Here is an 18484-nt window from a genome sequence, read left to right as displayed (position 1 = left end):
GTTCCCGGTGCCCCACCCCCCCCGCCGCGGGCCCTGGGGGGGGGGGGTCCCCCTCGCGTTCCCGGGGGCCCGGCGCGCGTTCCCCCCGGGTCACGGGGGGGGCCCCCCCCCGGGGGGGGCCACCGCCTTTCACCGTCTCTCCTCGGCTACTTCCGCAGGGGCACGGCGTCGCCCGTGACCGCGTCCAGGACCTTCCGGTCCCCGAGCGGCCGGTCCAGCGTCACCTTCTCGGTGAAGCTCTTGGCCATCGCGATGCACACAACCCCTTCGGGGGCGGAGTCCACCACCTTCACCTTCACCGCGGACCCGCTCTCGTCCGCCCGCAGTGAGTACTCGCCGCACACGCCGCCGGTGAAGCGCACGCTCAAGGTGCTGCCGTCGGCGGTGTACGTCTCGATCGGTGACCCCTGCCCGTCCTGAGGGGCGTCGGGGGCCTGAGGGGTGCCAGGCGCTTCCCCTCCGGGGGCCGGCTCGGCGGGGCCGCCCCGCGTCAGATACTCGGGAAGCACCGCCGTCCGGGCGACGGTCGACGCCGGCCCGTCCCCGGCGCCCGTCACCCCGAACCACCACGACGGTACGAGCGCGGCCCGCCCGTCCACCTGCTGTGCCGCGAGTCCGAAGACCGCCTTGCCCACCGGCACCGGCGTCGGCTTCGCAGGCTCGGCGCCCTTGCCGCCGGGCTCGCACGGGGCGGCGGGCTCCCGCTCGTCCTTGTGCGGCACCGCCGACGCGCAGCCGCCGATCCCGCTCGTCCCCGGAGCGCCGCCCGACGCCTCGTTCAGCAGCTTCAGCGCCTCGGCCGCGCCCACCACCGGATACTCGGCCCCCTTCGCGGGGGCCTTCAACTTCCCGTTACCGGCCACCACTTGGCCGTCCGAGCCGATCTGGATGCCGGTCGACCAGCGGTACGTCGGCAGCCCGCCGATCACCGGCGCGGCGTTCACCACCCGTACGGCGCCCATCAGTTGGCCCGCGTCGAGCGCGGCGTCCTGCTGGCCCAGCGCCTTCAGCACGGGCGCGGCGGCCTTCTTCGCGGCCTGCTCGCTCACCGGGCCCGCCCCGCTCTCCGGTACGACGGGGTTCCCGGCGCCCGTGTCGCCGCCCGCGCCGCCCCCGCCGCCGCTCGGACACTCCTTGCCCTTCAGGCAGTTGTCACCGCCGGGCGCGGAACCGTAGCGGCCGAACGTCCAGTTGCCGGGCGCCTGCTTGTCGACGCTGAGCAGCGGGCCCGAACCGTCCTTCTGGGCGCCGACCTTCCAGGCCGTACCGGAGAGTTCCGGCGTACCGTCCACACCCAGGGCCTTGGCCAGGCGCGCCACGTCGGCCGCCGCCACGGAACCCCTGGGAAGGTGTACGGCGGCCGAATCCGGCCCCTTCGGCAGAGAACCGGTCGCGCGGTACTCGATGCCGTACGGGCTCGGCTCACCCGGCGCGATGCCGAGACCGGGGCCTGTCCCCGGCTTCCCGGCGCCCGCCTCCTCACCGAGCGTCAGCGGCGGCGGGTCCAGATCGCCGCCGCGCGCGGCCGACTTGTCACCACCGCCACCACCACCGTCCGACGAGGCCGTGGCGAAGTAGGCGCCGCCGCCTCCGGCGAGCAGCACGGCCGCCGCCACCGACACGATCGCGAGCGGGGAACGCCGCAACCCGGAGCGCACGCCGTCGCGTTCACCGCCGCTGTCCTGGGGTCGTTCGGTACTGGTCACCGTCTGCTCCTTCGGCCTGGACCGGCCCCGCCGGGGCCGGGACACCGGTGAGACGGGCGGCAGGAGCGCTCGGTTCCCCCAGTCCGTTCAGTCGCCGTATTCGGACATGGCGTCGATCAGCCGGGCGGAGGCCGGCGGGACCGTGACGCCGTGGATCAGCGACGGAGGGACGGGGGCGGGAGCGGCGGTCGCGGGCCGCACCCAGTGCGGCGCCATCCGTGCGCAGTCTCCGCGCAGTTCGGCCAGGCTGGTCTCGGACTCGCGTACGGCGCGCTCGCGGTGGACTCCGTGGTTCCTCATATACGCACCGTAGGCACGGAGTCGTCAGGAGAAAAGCCCTACTATCGGGTAGTTCTGCCGTTTGGAGGCTCCCGACGCCGAAACGGTAGCGTGAGCTGTCCACCGTTCTCCTCCACAGGAGCAGTCACGCCGTGAGAATCGCAGTCACCGGCTCCATCGCCACTGACCACCTCATGACCTTCCCCGGTCGTTTCGCCGACCAGTTGGTCGGGGACCAGCTGCACACGGTCTCGCTTTCCTTCCTCGTCGACAACCTCGATGTACGCAGGGGCGGTGTCGGCGCCAACATCTGCTTCGGCATGGGCCAGCTCGGCACCGCGCCGATCCTGGTCGGCGCCGTCGGCCCCGACTTCGCCGAGTACCGCGCCTGGCTCGACCGCCATGGCGTCGACACCGCGTCCGTCCGGGTCTCCGAGGTGCTGCACACCGCGCGCTTCGTCTGTACGACGGACGCCGACCACAACCAGATCGGCTCCTTCTACACCGGCGCCATGAGCGAGGCCCGGCAGATCGAACTGAAGTCGGTGGCCGACCGGGTCGGCGGCCTCGACCTGGTCCTGATCGGCGCCGACGACCCGGAGGCGATGCTCCGCCACACCGAGGAGTGCCGCACCAGGTCCATCCCGTTCGCCGCCGACTTCTCGCAGCAGATCGCGCGGATGGACGGCGAGGAGATCAGGCTGCTGCTCGACGGCGCGACGTACCTGTTCTCCAACGAGTACGAGAAGGGCCTCATCGAGTCCAAGACCGGCTGGAGCGACGCCGAGATCCTGGACCGGGTCGGCCACCGGGTCACCACGCTCGGATCGCGCGGCGTCCGGATCGAGCGCGCCGGCGAGGACCCGATCGAGGTCGGCTGCGCGGAGGAGACGGCCAAGCTGGACCCGACGGGCGTCGGCGACGCCTTCCGCTCCGGCTTCCTGTCCGGACTCGTGTGGGGTGTGAGCCTGGAGCGGGCCGCACAGGTCGGCTGCATGGTCGCGACCCTGGTCATCGAGACGGTGGGCACCCAGGAGTACACGCTGCGCAGGAACAACTTCATGGACCGCTTCACCAAGGCGTACGGCGACGAGGCGGCCAACGAGGTCCACGCGCATCTGAAGTAGCAGCCGCCGGGGCGTGTGCCGTGCACCGTTGCCCGGGGTGTGTTGCCCGGGGTGTACGGCACACGCCCTCGCGCGTGTGTGCGCCGACGCTCAGGCGAGGCGCCGCACCAGGAACGCGGTGCCGTCCCGGCCGCCGTACTCGTGGCCGCGCATCTCGCACCAGGCCGGGATGTCCAGACGGGCGGCCTCGTCGTCGGACAGGACGGTCACCGTGCCCCCCACCGGTACGTCCCCGATCACCTTCGCCAGCTCGATCACCGGGATCGGGCACAGCTTGCCGAGCGCGTCCACGACGAGCGACCCCGTCACGTCCGTGTCCGGCGCCCTGCCGCCGCCCCCGGACCCTCCGGGCGCGCCCAGCCTCTCCCGTACGCCCGCCACCACCCCCGGCAGCACCTCAAGGAACCGCTCCACCTCCGCCGCGGCCGTACCCGAGGGAAGCGACACCCGGACGTTGCCCTCCGAGAGCACCCCCATCGCCCGCAGCACATGGCTCGGCGTCAGCGTGCTGCTCGTGCACGAGGAGCCCGACGACACGGAGAAGTCCGCCCGGTCCAGCTCGTGCAGCAGTGTCTCCCCGTCGACATAGAGACAGGAGAAGGTGACGAGATGGGGAAGCCGGCGCACCGGATCACCCACCACCTCGACATCCGGCACCACTTCCGGCACCCGTGCCCGGATCCGGTCCACCAGCACCCGCAGTCGGGCCGCCTCCTCCTCGGCCTCGGCCCGTACCGCACGCAGCGACGCGGCGGCGGCGACGATCGCCGGCAGATTCTCGAAACCGGGCACGCGCCCCGACTCCCGCTCGTCCAGCGGCCCTTGGGGCGCGAACCGGACCCCCTTGCGCACGGCGAGCAGCCCCACCCCGGCCGGCCCGCCCCACTTGTGCGCGCTCGCGGTCAGCAGCGACCACGCCCCCTCCACCGGCCCCCACCCGAGCGACTGCGCCGCGTCCACCAGCAGCGGCACCCCGGCCGCCCGGCACGCCTCGGCGACGGCGGCGACCGGCTGTACGGTGCCGACCTCGTGGTTGGCCGACTGGAGGCAGGCCAGCGCCGTGTCGCCGCGCAGGGCCGCCGCGTACGTGTCCGGGGACACCGCCCCCGTACGGTCCACCGGTACTTCCGTCACGGCCGCCTCCGCCCCGTCGGTGACCCGCGTGTGTGCGGCATGAAGCACCGACGAGTGCTCGACCGCCGAGACCACCACATGGCCACCGACCCGACGACGGCCCGCGAGCGCTCCCGCCATTCCCGTATGCACCGCGTACGTCCCCGAAGGGGTGAAGACCAGCTCGTCGGGGCGGCAGCCCACGGCCTCCGCCGCGCTCTCGCGCGCGGCGTCCAGCAGCAGCCTGGCCCGTCGCCCCTCCCGGTAGAGCCTGGCCGGATCGGCCCACCCCTCGTCCAGGGCGGCTCGCAGGGCCTGGTGGGCGACGGGGTGCAGCGGGGCGGAGGACGCGGAGTCGAAGTAGGCCACGCCGCCACGCTAATCCAAGGGCGGATGGGGGAAGCCGCGCCTGGAGGGGTGTCAGAAGTGCCCCGGAGCCAGGCATTCCACCCCTTCGAGGTGCCGGACGGCGCGTTGGGTACCCTCCATGCGCGACCCCAAATTGCGTCCAGTAGGGTTTGGTCCGCATAAACATCCAAACCCCTGCCCGTGTCAGGGCCGGCGACCGACCGTGACGGCCGCAGCCGGCTGTGCGGGCGAGACTCTCGGGAAGGCGCTACGTGAGTCCCAACGGCTCCGACCGCTCGTCGCGGCGCCCGATGCGGCGGAAGCTGCCGCAGGTGCTGACTGCGGGCCTGATCCTCGCGACCGCCACCGGTTGCACATACAAGGATTTCCCCCGCCTTGGAATGCCCACACCGGTGACCGAGGAGGCCCCCAGAATCCTCTCCCTCTGGCAGGGCTCGTGGGCGGCAGCGCTCATCACGGGCATCCTGGTGTGGGGGCTGATCCTGTGGAGTGTCATCTTCCACCGGCGCAGCCGCACCAAGGTGGAGGTACCACCACAGACCCGTTACAACATGCCCATCGAGGCCCTGTACACGGTCGTTCCGCTCATCATCGTGTCGGTGCTCTTCTACTTCACCGCGCGTGACGAGTCGAAGCTCCTCTCCCTGGAGGACAAGCCCGCCCACACCATCAACGTGGTCGGCTACCAGTGGAGCTGGGGCTTCAACTACGTCGAGAACGTGGACGGCGACTCCACCACCGGCGCTGAGATTCCCAAGGAACTCAGCGACATCCCCCAGAAGTTCCAGGATGACTTCCCGGCCGGCTCCGAAGGCGTCTACGACGCCGGAATTCCGGGCACGCGGAATCCCCAGAACGGCAACCCGGGTCCGACCCTGTGGCTGCCGAAGGGAGAGAAGGTCCGGTTCATCCTGACCTCCCGTGACGTCATCCACTCCTTCTGGGTCGTGCCGTTCCTGATGAAGCAGGACGTCATCCCCGGTCACACCAACGCCTTCGAGGTGACTCCCAACCAGGAGGGCACCTTCATGGGCAAGTGCGCCGAGCTGTGCGGCGTCGACCACTCCCGGATGCTCTTCAACGTCAAGGTGGTCTCCCCGGAGCGCTACCAGCAGCACTTGAAGGAGCTGGCCGAGAAGGGGCAGGAAGGCTATATCCCGTCGGGCATCGCGCTGACGGACCCGGCCAGGAATGCGGAGAAGAAACAACTGTGAGCATCCTCAACGAACCCAAGGGTGCCGCCGCAGCAGCTGACGACTCGTACGAGAACGAGCTGCCGGTACGGCGCAAGCAGCCCGGCTCTGTCGTCATCAAGTGGCTGACCACCACCGATCACAAGACGATCGGCACGCTCTACCTGGTCACGTCGTTCGTCTTCTTCTGCATCGGCGGTGTGCTCGCGCTCTTCATGCGCGCCGAGCTGGCCCGTCCCGGCACGCAGATCATGTCGAACGAGCAGTTCAACCAGGCGTTCACGATGCACGGCACGATCATGCTGCTGATGTTCGCGACGCCGCTGTTCGCCGGTTTCGCGAACTGGATCATGCCGCTGCAGATCGGCGCGCCCGATGTGGCGTTCCCGCGGCTGAACATGTTCGCCTACTGGCTCTACCTGTTCGGCTCGCTCATCGCGGTGGCCGGCTTCATCACCCCGCAGGGCGCAGCGGACTTCGGCTGGTTCGCGTACTCCCCGCTCTCGGACGCGGTCCGTTCACCGGGCATCGGCGCCGACCTGTGGATCATGGGTCTGGCCCTCTCCGGCTTCGGCACGATCCTCGGCTCGGTCAACTTCATCACCACGATCATCTGCATGCGCGCACCCGGCATGACGATGTTCCGGATGCCGATCTTCTGCTGGAACGTGCTGCTGACCGGTGTGCTGGTCCTGCTCGCCTTCCCGGTGCTGGCCGCCGCGCTCCTCGCGCTGGAGGCCGACCGGAAGTTCGGTGCGCACATCTTCGACGCCGCCACCGGCGGCGCGTTGCTGTGGCAGCACCTCTTCTGGTTCTTCGGGCATCCAGAGGTGTACATCATCGCCTTGCCGTTCTTCGGAATCGTCTCCGAGATCATCCCGGTGTTCAGCCGCAAGCCGATGTTCGGCTACATCGGTCTGGTCGCCGCGACGATCGCCATCGCCGGTCTGTCGGTGACGGTGTGGGCGCACCACATGTATGTGACGGGCGGGGTGCTCCTACCGTTCTTCTCCTTCATGACATTCCTGATCGCGGTCCCGACCGGTGTGAAGTTCTTCAACTGGATCGGCACGATGTGGAAAGGCTCGCTGTCCTTCGAGACACCGATGCTCTGGACCATCGGCTTCCTGGTCACCTTCACCTTCGGTGGTCTGACGGGCGTCATCCTGGCCTCGCCGCCGATGGACTTCCATGTCTCCGACTCGTACTTCGTGGTCGCGCACTTCCACTACGTCGTCTTCGGCACGGTGGTGTTCGCGATGTTCGCCGGCTTCCATTTCTGGTGGCCGAAGATGACCGGCAAGATGCTGGACGAACGGCTCGGCAAGATCACGTTCTGGACGCTGTTCATCGGCTTCCACGGCACGTTCCTCGTACAGCACTGGCTGGGCGCGGAAGGTATGCCACGGCGTTACGCGGACTATCTCGCCGCCGACGGATTCACGGCGCTGAACACCATCTCCACGATCAGCTCGTTCCTGCTGGGCCTGTCGGTCCTGCCGTTCTTCTACAACGTCTGGAAGACCGCCAAGTACGGGAAGAAGGTCGAGGTGGACGACCCGTGGGGCTACGGCCGCTCACTCGAATGGGCGACCTCCTGCCCGCCGCCGCGGCACAACTTCCTCACGCTGCCGCGGATCCGCTCCGAATCCCCGGCGTTCGACCTGCACCACCCGGAGATCGCGGCGCTCGAACACCTTGAGAACGACGGACAGAAGGACGCCGCTCTGATCGGTGGCAAGGAGGTCGGCAAGTGAAGGTCCAAGGCTGGATGTTCCTGTGGCTGAGCCTCTTCATCCTCGTGGTCGCCGCCGTCTACGGCGTGTGGTCGAAGGAGCCCGTCGGTACGACCGCGCTGTTCCTGGCGTTCGGTCTGAGCCTCATGATCGGCTTCTACCTGGCCTTCACGGCCCGGCGGGTCGACGCGATGGCCCAGGACAACAAGCAGGCCGACGTCGCGGACGAGGCCGGCGACGTGGGGTTCTTCTCCCCGCACAGCTGGCAGCCGCTCTCGCTGGCCGTCGGAGGCGCGCTCGCGTTCCTCTCCGTCGCCATCGGCTGGTGGCTGCTGTTCTTCTCCTTCCCGATCCTCTTCGTCGGCCTGTGGGGCTGGGTCTTCGAGTACTACACGGGTGAGAACCAGAACCAGTAGCAGTGCGGCGGCGGACCGCCGCGACCGAGGCAAGGGCCCGGATTCCCTCATCCCTGAGGAGGATCCGGGTCACTCGTTTGCAGTCTTACGGCGCGCCGTAACCGCGTGTTCTTCATAACGTGTGCTTATGAACCACACGCCGCGCTTTCGCACCGTTCTCGGCTGCACGCTGCTGGTCCTGTCCCTCGGGGTGGTAGCGACCGGCTGTGGCGACGGAGACGGCCACCCGCTCTCCGGCAAGCCCTACGACGCAGCCGACCAGGTATCCCTCAACGCACCCAAGGGCGACACCAAGGCGAACCCCGACAAGCCCCTGGAAGTCGTCGCCAAGGACGGCGACGCACGGATCACCGACGTGACCGTCACCGATGCCGCCGGCCACCACCTGGCGGGCGAACTGGCCGCCGACGGCGCCCGCTGGCACTCCACGGCGCCGCTGGCCGCCGGAGCCCGCTACAGGGTCAAGGTCTCCATGGAGGACGAGGACGGCGCCCCCGGCAGCCGTACGCTCGACTTCGAGACCTCCACGGTGAAGCGGAACCTGAGCGTCAAATTCGGCCCCAAGGCGGGCAAGTACGGGGTCGGCCAGCCCATCACCGCGGAGCTCAGCGCTCCGGTCAAGGAGAAGGAGGCCAGGGCCGTCGTCGAGCGTGGACTCAAGGTCCGCTCCAGCCCCGCCGCGGAGGGCTCCTGGTACTGGGTCGACGACAAGACCCTGCATTTCCGGCCCAAGGAGTACTGGCCGGCCAACGCCTCCATCGACGTCAGCAGCACCCTCGACGGCATAAAGGTCGGCGACAAGCTGTACGGCGGCCCGGTGAAGGCCCTCAAAATCACCACCGGCGACCGTCTGGAGGCCGTCGCCGACGCCGGCACGCACCACATGACGGTGCTGCGCAACGGCGAGGAGATCAAAACGATCCCGGTGACCACCGGCAAGCCCGGCTTCTCGACCCGTAACGGCACCAAGGTCATCCTGGAGAAGCAGCAGTTCGTACGGATGCGCGGCACCAGCGTCGGCATCGCGGCCGGCAGCAGCGAGTCGTACGACCTGCCCGTCTACTGGGCGACGCGGGTCACCTGGAGCGGCGAGTACGTGCACGCCGCCCCGTGGTCCGTCGGCTCACAGGGATCGGCGAACGTCAGCCACGGCTGTGTCGGCATGTCCACCGACAACGCCGAGTGGTTCTTCGGCACCGTCCGCGAGGGCGACATAGTCAAGGTCGTCAACAGCGGTGGCGAGGACATGGACCCGTTCGGCAACGGATTCGGCGACTGGAACCTGGACTGGCCCAAGTGGCGCCAGGGCAGCGCCCTGACCGGCGGGAACAACGAAGGCGTCGGCCCGGTGGAAGCCGCCCGGCTCCGACCGCAGGTCTGACGCGGCCGGGACCGGACCGGGTGTGGCCGTGGAGCGCCGTCAGGCCTCCACGGCCAGCCTGGTGCGCAGCAGGGCGGCCAGCGCCTCAGGGAAGTCGACCGGGTCCACCGGCAGCGTCACAGCGGCCTCGGCGCGGCTCCAGGTGGCCAGCCAGGCGTCCTGCGGGCGGCCCATCAGCAGCAGTACGGGCGGGGAGTTGAAGATCTCGTCCTTGATCTGCCGGCACAGGCCCATCCCGCCGATGGGGGTGGCCTCTCCGTCGAAGACACAGGCGTCGACGCCGCCCTGGTCGAGCACCTTGAGTACGGCGGGCATCGTCGCGCACTCCACGTACTCGACCGGCGGCAGATCGGCGGCCGGCCTGCGTCCCGCGGCCGTCCGCACCTGCTCGCGGGTGTTCGCGTTGTCGCTGTAGACCAGGACCGTGGCGGTCGGCTGCATTGTTCCTCCGTGACATCCGTCGTGACATCCGCGTCTGCGAGGGCTTCAGGGCTTTCAAGGCTTCAGCGCCGAGACCCGCTGCGCCGGATGCTACTCCGTCGGACAGCATGTCAGCACGGGTCCCGGCCGCGCCGCGACGGGCGGTTCGGTCCCGGCGCGCCTGCTGTCCGATGCCACTGACACTCCGAATGGGACCCCGGGAGTGAGGGCGGGATAAGCGACCGACATAATGTCGGTCGTGGCGACAGCAACGACAGTAGAAACCGGGCACGCGCACCCGACGGTCAATCGGCCGAACCTCACCAGTGTCGGAACGATCATCTGGTTGAGCTCCGAGCTGATGTTCTTCGCGGCCCTCTTCGCGATGTACTTCACCCTGCGGTCGGTGACAGGGGATGCGTTCTGGTCGGAGAAGGCCGATTCGCTGAACATCCCGTTCTCCGCGGTGAACACCACGATCCTGGTGCTCTCCTCACTCACCTGTCAGCTCGGCGTCTTCGCCGCCGAGCGGGGCGACGTGAAGAAGCTCCGTTCGTGGTTCGTGATCACGTTCGTGATGGGTGCGGTCTTCATCGGCGGTCAGATCTTCGAGTACACGGAGCTCGTCAAGCACGAGGGCCTCTCGCTCTCGTCCGACGCGTACGGCTCCGCGTTCTATCTGACCACCGGCTTCCATGGTCTGCACGTGACAGGCGGTCTCATCGCCTTCCTGCTGGTTCTCGGCAGAACGTACGCGGCCAAGAGGTTCACCCACGAACAGGCAACCGCCGCCATCGTCGTGTCCTATTACTGGCACTTTGTCGATGTCGTCTGGATCGGCCTCTTCGCCACGATCTACCTGATCAAGTAGCGGGCCACAGCGCCCGACGTATTCGCGCACAGTCCAGAAGCACCGACGCAGAAGATCCTGACACCGGGGTAATCCGTGAAAAAGCTCTCCGCACGACGACGCCATCCGTTGGCGGCGGTCGTCGTCCTACTCCTCGCGCTGGCGGCCACCGGGGGGCTGTACGCCGCGTTCGCGCCCGCGGGCAAGGCACAGGCAGACGACACCGCCCAGTCCCTCGCCATCGACGAGGGCAAGAAGCTGTACGCCGTGGGCTGCGCGAGCTGCCACGGCGTCGGCGGTCAGGGTACGTCCGACGGTCCGTCGCTGACCGGCGTCGGCGCCGCCGCCGTGGACTTCCAGGTCGGCACCGGCCGGATGCCCGCGCAGCAGCCCGGCCCGCAGGTACCCAAGAAAAAGGTCATCTACGACCAGAAGGAGATCGACCAACTCGCGGCGTACGTCGCCTCGCTCGGCCCCGGTCCGTCCATCCCGACCACCGAGCAGGTCAACCCGGAAGGCGCGGACTCGGCCAAGGGCGGCGAACTGTTCCGCTCCAACTGCGCCCAGTGCCACAACTTCGGCGGTGAGGGCGGCGCCCTCACAGACGGCAAGTACGCTCCGGGGCTTGAGGGAGTCACTCCCAAGCACCTGTACGAGGCGATGCTCACCGGTCCGCAGAACATGCCCTCGTTCCCCGACTCGACGATGCCCGAGCAGCAGAAGCAGGACATCATCAAGTACATCGAGGACGTGAACAGCAGCGAGTCGGCCAGCCCCGGCGGCTTCAAGCTCGGTGGCATCGGGCCCGTCAGTGAGGGTCTGTTCTCCTGGGCCATCGGCCTGAGCGCACTGATCGCAATCGCCGTCTGGGTCGCGGCGCACACCGCTAAGGCCAAGAGGTCATGAGTAGCAACCGGATTCCAGACGAGAACCTGCCAACTGCGCAGGAACCGGCGCATGCCGAGGTCGAGCGGACGGACGACCCGTTCGCCAACCCCGGAATGCCGGCCCACCGGCCGCGTATCCAGGACATCGACGAGCGGGCGGCCAAGCGCTCCGAGCGCACGGTGGCCCTCCTGTTCACGCTGTCGATGCTGGCCACGATCGCCTTCATCGCCTCGTTCGTCGCCTTCCCCGTCGACAAGATCGTGTACATCTGGCCGTTCGGTCATGTGAGCGCGCTCAACTTCTCGCTGGGACTGACGCTCGGAGTCGCCCTGTTCGCCATCGGCGCGGGCGCGATCCACTGGTCGCGCACCCTGATGAGCGATGTGGAGATCATCCAGGAGCGGCACCCGATCGAGGCCACCCCCGAGGTCGCCGCGAAGGCGAAGCAGGACTTCCTGCTCGGCTCGGCGGAGTCCGGCTTCGGGCGCCGCAAGCTGATCCGCAACACGATGTTCGGCGCGCTGGCCATGGTGCCGCTCTCCGGCATCGTCCTGCTGCGTGACCTCGGTCCGCTGCCGGAGGACAAGCTGCGCAAGACGTTCTGGAAGAAGGGCTTGATGCTCATCAACCAGAACACGAACGAACCGCTGCGTCCCGAGGACGTCACGGTGGGCTCGCTGACCTTCGCCCAGCCCGAGGGGCTGGACGAACACAACGAGAACTTCAACAATGAGATTGCCAAGGCAGCTCTCATGATCGTTCGTATTCAGCCCGATGAAATCAAGGACAAGCGCGAACTTGAGTGGTCGCACGAGGGCATCGTCGCTTACTCCAAGATCTGCACCCATGTCGGCTGTCCCATCAGCCTGTATGAGCAGCAGACGCACCACGTGCTCTGCCCGTGCCACCAGTCCACCTTCGACCTCGCCGACGGCGCCCGCGTCATCTTCGGCCCCGCCGGTCACGCTCTTCCGCAGCTGCGGATCGGTGTGAACGGTGAGGGTTACCTCTACGCGCTCGGCGATTTCGACGAGCCCGTCGGTCCGTCCTTCTGGGAGCGCGGATGAGTACTGCGACTGAAGAAAAGAACCGCAAGGCACCCGCGGGCGAGCGGGTCGCCGACTGGGCCGACGGCCGCCTCGGGGTCTACGGCATCGCCAAGGGCATGGTGCGGAAGGTCTTTCCGGACCACTGGTCGTTCATGCTGGGCGAGATCGCCCTGTGGAGCTTCGTCGTCATCATCCTCACGGGTGTGTATCTGACGCTGTTCTTCCACCCGAGCATGAACGAGGTCGTGTACGAGGGCAGTTACGTACCGATGCAGGGTGTCCGGATGACCGAGGCGTACGCCTCGACGCTGGACATCAGCTTCGACGTACGCGGCGGTCTGCTGATCCGGCAGATCCACCACTGGGCCGCGCTCATCTTCGTGGCCGCGATGTTCGTGCACATGATGCGCGTCTTCTTCACGGGCGCGTTCCGCAAGCCCCGTGAGATCAACTGGGTGTTCGGCTTCCTGCTGTTCTTCCTGTCGCTGTTCACCGGACTCACCGGCTACTCGCTCCCGGACGACCTGCTGTCCGGCACCGGTGTCCGCTTCGCACAGGGCGCGATCCTGGCCACGCCGATCGTGGGCACGTACATCTCGATGTTCCTGTTCGGCGGGGAGTTCCCCGGCCACGACATCGTGGCGCGGTTCTACTCGATCCACATCCTGCTGCTGCCGGGCATCCTGGTCGGGCTCGTGGTGGCGCATCTGATCCTGGTCTTCTACCACAAGCACACGCAGTTCGCGGGTCCCGGCAAGACCAACAACAACGTGGTCGGCGCGCCGTTCCTGCCGATCTACATGGCGAAGGCCGGCGGGTTCTTCTTCCTGGTCTTCGGCGTCATCACGATCATCTCGGCCATCGCCACGATCAACCCGGTGTGGGCCATCGGCCCGTACCGTCCGGACCTGGTCTCCACCGGAGCGCAGCCGGACTGGTATCTGGGCTTCTCCGAGGGCCTGATCCGAGTGATGCCTGGCTGGGAGATCAACTTCTGGGGTCATACGCTCGTGCTGGGCGTGTTCATCCCGCTGATGATCTTCCCGCTGGTCCTGGTGGTCCTCGCGGTCTACCCGTTCATCGAGTCCTGGGTCACCGGCGACAAGCGCGAGCACCACATCCTGGACCGCCCGCGCAACGTCCCGACCCGGACCGCGTTCGGTGTGGCATGGCTGACCCTGTACTTCATCCTGCTCATCGGCGGCGGAAACGACATCTGGGCCACCCACTTCCATCTGTCGATCAACACGATCACCTGGTTCATCAGGATCGCGTTCTTCGTCGGGCCGGTCGTCGCGTTCGTCGTCACCAAGCGGATCTGTCTGGGACTTCAGCGCCGCGATGCCGAGAAGGTGCTGCACGGGCGGGAGTCCGGTCTCATCAAGCGGCTGCCGCACGGTGAGTTCATCGAGGTCCACGAGCCGCTCGACCAGTCGGCGCTGCACTCGCTCACCGCGCACGAGCAGTACAAGCCGGCCGAGATCGGCCCGACGGTCGACGAGAACGGTGTCGTGCGCAAGACCTCGCCGGTGGAGAAGCTGCGGGTCAAGCTGAGCAAGGGCTACTACGGCGAGGGAAGCCAGATCCCCAAGCCGACGGCCGAGGAGTACAAGGAGATCACGAGCGGCCACGGCCACCACTGATCGTCCGCCGTACGCGTCGGGCCCCGGCCCGGTCCCTTCGAGGGGACCGGGCCGGGGTCTTCGTGTGTTCAGGGCTCCGTTTGTGTACGGCTCGGGCAATCCGGCTGTCCGCAGTTCGGGCGGCGGGTCCGGGAACGCGGCCGACGCCGATAGGCTGACGCCCGGCAGCACGGGCCAGACGGCCGTGCACCCGTCCACAGACTTCCTGGAGCGAGCATGAGCAGCGCTGTCACACCGGCCGGAGGCGACACCCTGGCGGCGCGTTCCTGGCCGGGTGTACTGAACTCGCTGCTGCGCGGCCAGGACCTCGACGCCGGCGACACCGCCTGGGCCATGAACCGCATCATGAGCGCCGAGGCCACCGACGTGCAGATCGCGGGCTTCGCCGTCGCGCTGCGCGCCAAGGGCGAGACCGTGGACGAGGTCACGGGTCTCGTACGCGCCATGTACGAGCACGCCAACACCATCGAGGTGCCCGGCGCCACCGTCGACGTCGTCGGCACCGGCGGCGACCTCGCCAAGACCGTCAACATCTCCACGATGGCCGCGATCGTGGTGGCCGGGGCGGGCGGCAAGGTCGTCAAGCACGGCAGCCGCGCGTCGTCGTCGGCGAGCGGCGCGTCCGACGTGCTGGAGAAGCTGGGCGTCAATCTGGAACTGACGCCGCGGCGGGTCGTGGAGGTCGCCGAGGAGGCGGGCATCACCTTCTGTTTCGCGGTGAAGTTCCACCCGGCGCTGCGGTACGCGGCCAAGGCCCGCAAGGAGCTGGGCGCGCAGACAACGTTCAACATCCTGGGGCCGCTCACCAACCCGGCGCGGGTCCGTGCCCAGGCGGTCGGCGTGGCGGACATCCGGATGGCGCCGATCGTGGCCGGTGTGCTCGCCGAGCGGGGCAACTCCTCGCTGGTCTTCCGCGGCGACGACGGCCTGGACGAGCTGACCACGACGGCCACTTCACACGTATGGGTGGTTCGGGACGGCCGGGTCACGGAGCAGACCTTCGACCCCAGGGACATCGGCCTGGAGCTGGTCCCGGTCGAGGCCCTGCGCGGCGCGGACGCGTCGTACAACGCGGACGTCGCGCGCCGGCTGCTGGCCGGCGAGACCGGCCCCGTACGGGACGCGGTGCTGCTGAACGCGGCGGCGGCACTGGTGGCGCTGGAGCCGGCCGACGGCACGTTGAACGACCAGCTCGCGGCGGGAGTCGAACGGGCGGCGAAGGCGGTGGACTCGGGCGCGGCGAGGCGGACGCTGGAGCGCTGGGTGACCGCGAGCAACGCGTAGGCCCTGTCCGGCGGCTCAGGGGGGGGCCGGTGCTCGGCCACGCCCGGCGGCCGGGTGGCGCGTCCCGTATCGCGGACGGCCGCTGGGCCGTCGCGCAGCGGTGGGGTAATCTCCCCCCAGGTCATGAGTGACAGCGACTACGGCCCCGGCCCGCTGTCCGGCAACCCTCCGTCCGTGGCGGGGTGCCCCGGGTGAAGACCAGGCCGTAGGCAGCGAGGTCTGCGGCAAGCGCGGACCCCTGGACATCGTTCGGATGTCGTCATCCCTGGGGTCCTGGTCCTCAAGGGAGCAGTCTCGTGAGCAAGCGAATGCGATAGGGCCACGGGCGGGTCCGTGAAGTCCTGTCCGGCTCACGACGTCTGGCACGCACCAGCCGCCGTCAGCCGCGCCCCATGGGCGGACGACATCCCTTCGCGGACCGACCCCGAGCCCGTTCCCGGCACTCACCGCGCCGGGGCACAGGGCCGGCCCTCGTCAGTGAGCGACACCCCCGCAGCGTCCCGCGCCGTCACGGCTCTCGCCGTCACGACGACGCGCCCGGCTGCCGGGTCCTGATGCCGTTTCCGCCTCGTCCTGCCGGGAGATACCGCCATGTCCGCACCCACCGACGCCCTCACGCACACCACCACCGACCAGCCGCTGCCCGTCCTCGGACGCGATGTCACCGTCCCCCTCGTCACCGGCGGCGAAGTCACCTACGCCGCCCTGGACTACGCGGCCAGCGCCCCCGCCCTCCAGCGGGTCTGGGACGACGTCGCCGCCTACGCCCCGTACTACGGCAGCGTCCACCGCGGCGCCGGGTATCTCTCGCAGCTCTCCACCGACCTCTTCGAGAACAGCCGCCGTACCGTCGCCGGATTCCTCGGCTGTCGCGAGGACGACCAGGTCGTCTTCACCCGGTCCACCACCGACTCGCTCAACCTGCTGGCCGCCGCGCTGCCCCCCGGCTGCGAGGTCTACGTCTTCGAGACCGAGCACCACGCGTCGCTGCTGCCCTGGCGCGACGCCCGCGTCAGCTACCTGAACGCGCCGCGCACCCCCGCCGAGGCCGTCGCCACGCTGGAGCGCGCCCTCGCCGGACGCGACCCGAAGGGGCCCGCCCTGGTGTGCGTGACCGGCGCGTCCAACGTCACGGGCGAGCTGTGGCCGGTACGCGAACTGGCCGCCGCCGCGCACGCCCACGGCGCCCGCGTCGTGCTCGACGCCGCGCAACTCGCCCCGCACCACCCCGTGGACATCGCGGAGCTGGACGTGGACTGGGTGGCCTTCTCCGGGCACAAGCTCTACGCGCCGTTCGGCTCCGGTGTGCTCGCGGGTCGCGCCGACTGGCTGCGGGAGTCGGAGCCGTATCTCGCCGGTGGTGGCGCCAGCCGCAAGGTCGCGCGCCGGGGCGACGGCGGTGTGGACGTCGAGTGGCACACCACCGAGGCCCGGCACGAGGCCGGTTCGCCGAACGTCATCGGGGTGTACGCGATCGCCTCCGCCTGCCGGGCGCTCACCGACGCGGGCTTCGACCGGCTCGTCGAGCGGGAGCGGGAACTGGTGGCGCGGGTGCGCGAGGGGCTGGCGGAGGTGCCCGAGGTGCGGGTGCTGTCGCTGTTCGGCGACGACGCCCCCCGCGTGGGCGTCATCTCCTTCGTCGTGGACGGCTGGAACAGCTCGCACTTCGCCGCCGCGCTCTCCGCGGAGTACGGCATCGGCGTACGGGACGGACTCTTCTGCGCCCACCCGCTGGTGCGGACCCTCCTCGGCGGCGACGCCGGGGATCCGGGGGAGTGCGGCGCGCCCGACGCCGGTCCCGGTGAGAAGTCGCTCAACGCGATCCGGGTCAGCTTCGGCGCGGGCACGCCGGACGAGCACGTGGAGCGGTTCACCGGCGCGGTCAAGGAACTCGTCCGGGACGGGGCGCGCTGGAACTACCGCACCGAGGACGGCCGTTGCGTCCCGGACCGCGGCTGAAAGCGGGCGACAGACCCTAGGGCCTGATCCACAAGACAGGCCCTAGGCGTCGAGGCCGATCGCGAAGGCGGCTTCCAGGTCGTGCTGGGAGTACGTACGGAACGCCACGTGCGTGTCCGTCGCCTCGACGCCGGGGATCTTGCTGATGCTGCCGGGGATGACGTCCGCCAGGTCGTCGTGCTTGGCGACCCGCACCATGGCGATCAGGTCGTAGGTGCCGGTGACGGAGAAGACCTCGCTGACGTTCTCCAGCGCCGCGATCGACTCGGCGATCTCGGGGATCCGGTCGACGCTGGTCTTGATGAGCACGATCGCGGTGATCACGGTTGACGTTCTCCCTCGGTGGCCGCTGAACGGGGCTTCACTCTAGCCGTACGCCGGAACAGCCCCCAGGCGGCGACGAAGCCGAGGGCGAAGCCCACCAGATGCGCCAGATACGCGACGCCGGGGCCCGGCTCGGCGTCGCGGGCCGCCAGCCACTGCAGGACGAACCAGAAGATCAGGACGATCCAGGCGGGGAAGCGCAGTGGCAGGAAGAAAAGGAACGGAAAAAGGCTGGTGACGCGCGCGCGGGGAAAGAGACAGAGGAAGGCGCCGAGCACACCCGAGATCGCGCCCGACGCCCCCACCAGGGTCTGGCCCGAGTCCGCGTTCGCCACGGCGAAGGCGAGCAGGGCGAGATAGCCGCAGACGAGATAGAAGAGGGTGAACCGCACCCGCCCCATCCGTTCCTCGGCCATCGCCCCGAAGACATAGAGGAAGAGCAGGTTGCCCAGCAGATGGAGCCAGCTGCCGTGGATGAACAGCGCGGTGAGAGGGGTGAGCAGAGCGTGGGAGTCGCCGCGCGTCAGCTGGTCGGGGATCACCCCCCAGCGTTCGAAGTACGCGCTCTGCGCGGAAAGCAGCGTGTCGCCCGTTCCGTACGCGGGGTTGAACCCCGAGAGCGGACCGGTCAGGAAGGCCAGAGCGCACAGACCGATCAGACCGTAGGTCACCACCGGCGCTCCGGCCGCCGCGCGCCAATTGATCATCCACGGATCATCCCGTACGCGGACAGACAGGTACAGACCG

17 protein-coding genes and 1 riboswitch are annotated in these 18484 nt (G+C 69.0%); of the genes, 11 read left to right on the top strand and 6 right to left on the bottom strand.

Annotated features, from left to right (window positions below; translation table 11 throughout):
* Positions 1–146: 146 nt before the first annotated feature.
* Positions 147–1706, bottom strand: coding sequence for a hypothetical protein (locus tag ACIBLA_RS31655; RefSeq protein ID WP_399200589.1), 1560 nt, complete (start codon positions 1704–1706; stop codon positions 147–149).
* Positions 1707–1793: 87 nt separating this feature from the next.
* Positions 1794–2006 (bottom strand): hypothetical protein, encoded by a 213-nt coding sequence (locus ACIBLA_RS31650; RefSeq protein WP_363245010.1) that lies wholly within the window; start codon positions 2004–2006, stop codon positions 1794–1796.
* Positions 2007–2137: 131 nt separating this feature from the next.
* On the opposite strand from ACIBLA_RS31650, the gene ACIBLA_RS31645 reads away from it, so the two are divergent.
* The gene (locus ACIBLA_RS31645; RefSeq protein WP_363245009.1) at positions 2138–3112 is read left to right on the top strand and encodes a carbohydrate kinase family protein; all 975 of its coding nucleotides are present in this window, start codon (positions 2138–2140) and stop codon (positions 3110–3112) included.
* A gap of 90 nt (positions 3113–3202) precedes the next feature.
* On the opposite strand, the gene ACIBLA_RS31640 is transcribed toward ACIBLA_RS31645, so the two are convergent.
* On the bottom strand, positions 3203–4594 hold the full coding sequence (locus tag ACIBLA_RS31640; protein WP_399200588.1) for a cysteine desulfurase/sulfurtransferase TusA family protein: 1392 nt from the start codon (positions 4592–4594) through the stop codon (positions 3203–3205).
* A gap of 251 nt (positions 4595–4845) precedes the next feature.
* On the opposite strand from ACIBLA_RS31640, the gene coxB reads away from it, so the two are divergent.
* The 4 genes from coxB (at position 4846) to ACIBLA_RS31620 (ending at position 9320) form a co-directional block, all read left to right on the top strand.
* Positions 4846–5808, top strand: coding sequence for a cytochrome c oxidase subunit II (coxB, locus tag ACIBLA_RS31635; protein ID WP_363245006.1), 963 nt, complete (start codon positions 4846–4848; stop codon positions 5806–5808).
* Positions 5805–7544: a cytochrome c oxidase subunit I gene (gene ctaD, locus ACIBLA_RS31630; protein WP_363245005.1), complete on the top strand. Its 1740-nt coding sequence runs from the start codon at positions 5805–5807 to the stop codon at positions 7542–7544. Before coxB ends, ctaD begins: the two co-directional genes overlap by 4 nt.
* Positions 7541–7939, top strand: a complete 399-nt coding sequence (locus tag ACIBLA_RS31625) for a cytochrome c oxidase subunit 4 (protein ID WP_363245004.1) — start codon at positions 7541–7543, stop codon at positions 7937–7939. Before ctaD ends, ACIBLA_RS31625 begins: the two co-directional genes overlap by 4 nt.
* A 127-nt stretch (positions 7940–8066) precedes the next feature.
* Positions 8067–9320: an Ig-like domain-containing protein gene (locus ACIBLA_RS31620; protein ID WP_363245003.1), complete on the top strand. Its 1254-nt coding sequence runs from the start codon at positions 8067–8069 to the stop codon at positions 9318–9320.
* Positions 9321–9359: 39 nt separating this feature from the next.
* Here the strand turns inward: ACIBLA_RS31620 and ACIBLA_RS31615 are convergent, their stop codons facing one another.
* Complete coding sequence (locus ACIBLA_RS31615) at positions 9360–9761, bottom strand: hypothetical protein (protein ID WP_363245002.1); 402 nt, start codon at positions 9759–9761, stop codon at positions 9360–9362.
* Positions 9762–9990: 229 nt separating this feature from the next.
* On the opposite strand from ACIBLA_RS31615, the gene ACIBLA_RS31610 reads away from it, so the two are divergent.
* From ACIBLA_RS31610 to ACIBLA_RS31585, 6 genes are all read left to right on the top strand, one after another.
* Positions 9991–10611, top strand: coding sequence for a heme-copper oxidase subunit III (locus ACIBLA_RS31610; RefSeq protein ID WP_031231895.1), 621 nt, complete (start codon positions 9991–9993; stop codon positions 10609–10611).
* 75 nt (positions 10612–10686) lie between these two features.
* Positions 10687–11496, top strand: coding sequence for a c-type cytochrome (locus ACIBLA_RS31605; RefSeq protein WP_363245001.1), 810 nt, complete (start codon positions 10687–10689; stop codon positions 11494–11496).
* Positions 11493–12545: a Rieske 2Fe-2S domain-containing protein gene (locus ACIBLA_RS31600; protein ID WP_363244999.1), complete on the top strand. Its 1053-nt coding sequence runs from the start codon at positions 11493–11495 to the stop codon at positions 12543–12545. Before ACIBLA_RS31605 ends, ACIBLA_RS31600 begins: the two co-directional genes overlap by 4 nt.
* Entirely contained in the window at positions 12542–14170 is a 1629-nt protein-coding gene (locus ACIBLA_RS31595; RefSeq protein WP_363244998.1) for a cytochrome bc complex cytochrome b subunit, read from the top strand. The genes ACIBLA_RS31600 and ACIBLA_RS31595 overlap by 4 nt, the downstream gene beginning before the upstream one ends.
* Before the next feature lie 216 nt (positions 14171–14386).
* Positions 14387–15454, top strand: coding sequence for an anthranilate phosphoribosyltransferase (gene trpD, locus ACIBLA_RS31590; protein ID WP_363244997.1), 1068 nt, complete (start codon positions 14387–14389; stop codon positions 15452–15454).
* A 119-nt stretch (positions 15455–15573) separates the two neighbouring features.
* Positions 15574–15691, top strand: a riboswitch (SAM riboswitch).
* 354 nt (positions 15692–16045) lie between these two features.
* On the top strand, positions 16046–17413 hold the full coding sequence (locus tag ACIBLA_RS31585; protein ID WP_399200587.1) for an aminotransferase class V-fold PLP-dependent enzyme: 1368 nt from the start codon (positions 16046–16048) through the stop codon (positions 17411–17413).
* A gap of 42 nt (positions 17414–17455) precedes the next feature.
* Here ACIBLA_RS31585 and ACIBLA_RS31580 read toward each other — a convergent pair whose 3' ends face one another.
* Both ACIBLA_RS31580 and ACIBLA_RS31575 read right to left on the bottom strand, forming a co-directional pair.
* Entirely contained in the window at positions 17456–17737 is a 282-nt protein-coding gene (locus ACIBLA_RS31580; protein ID WP_363244995.1) for an Lrp/AsnC ligand binding domain-containing protein, read from the bottom strand.
* Positions 17734–18444 carry a rhomboid family intramembrane serine protease gene (locus ACIBLA_RS31575; RefSeq protein WP_363244994.1) on the bottom strand — a complete coding sequence of 237 codons (711 nt, stop codon included), beginning with the start codon at positions 18442–18444 and terminating at the stop codon, positions 17734–17736. Before ACIBLA_RS31575 ends, ACIBLA_RS31580 begins: the two co-directional genes overlap by 4 nt.
* Positions 18445–18484: the final 40 nt, after the last annotated feature.

The organism is Streptomyces sp. NPDC050433 (assembly GCF_044458565.1).
GTDB lineage: Bacteria > Actinomycetota > Actinomycetes > Streptomycetales > Streptomycetaceae > Streptomyces.
Note: the sequence above shows the minus strand (reverse complement) of the source record. Positions and strands in the feature narration are given on the sequence as shown.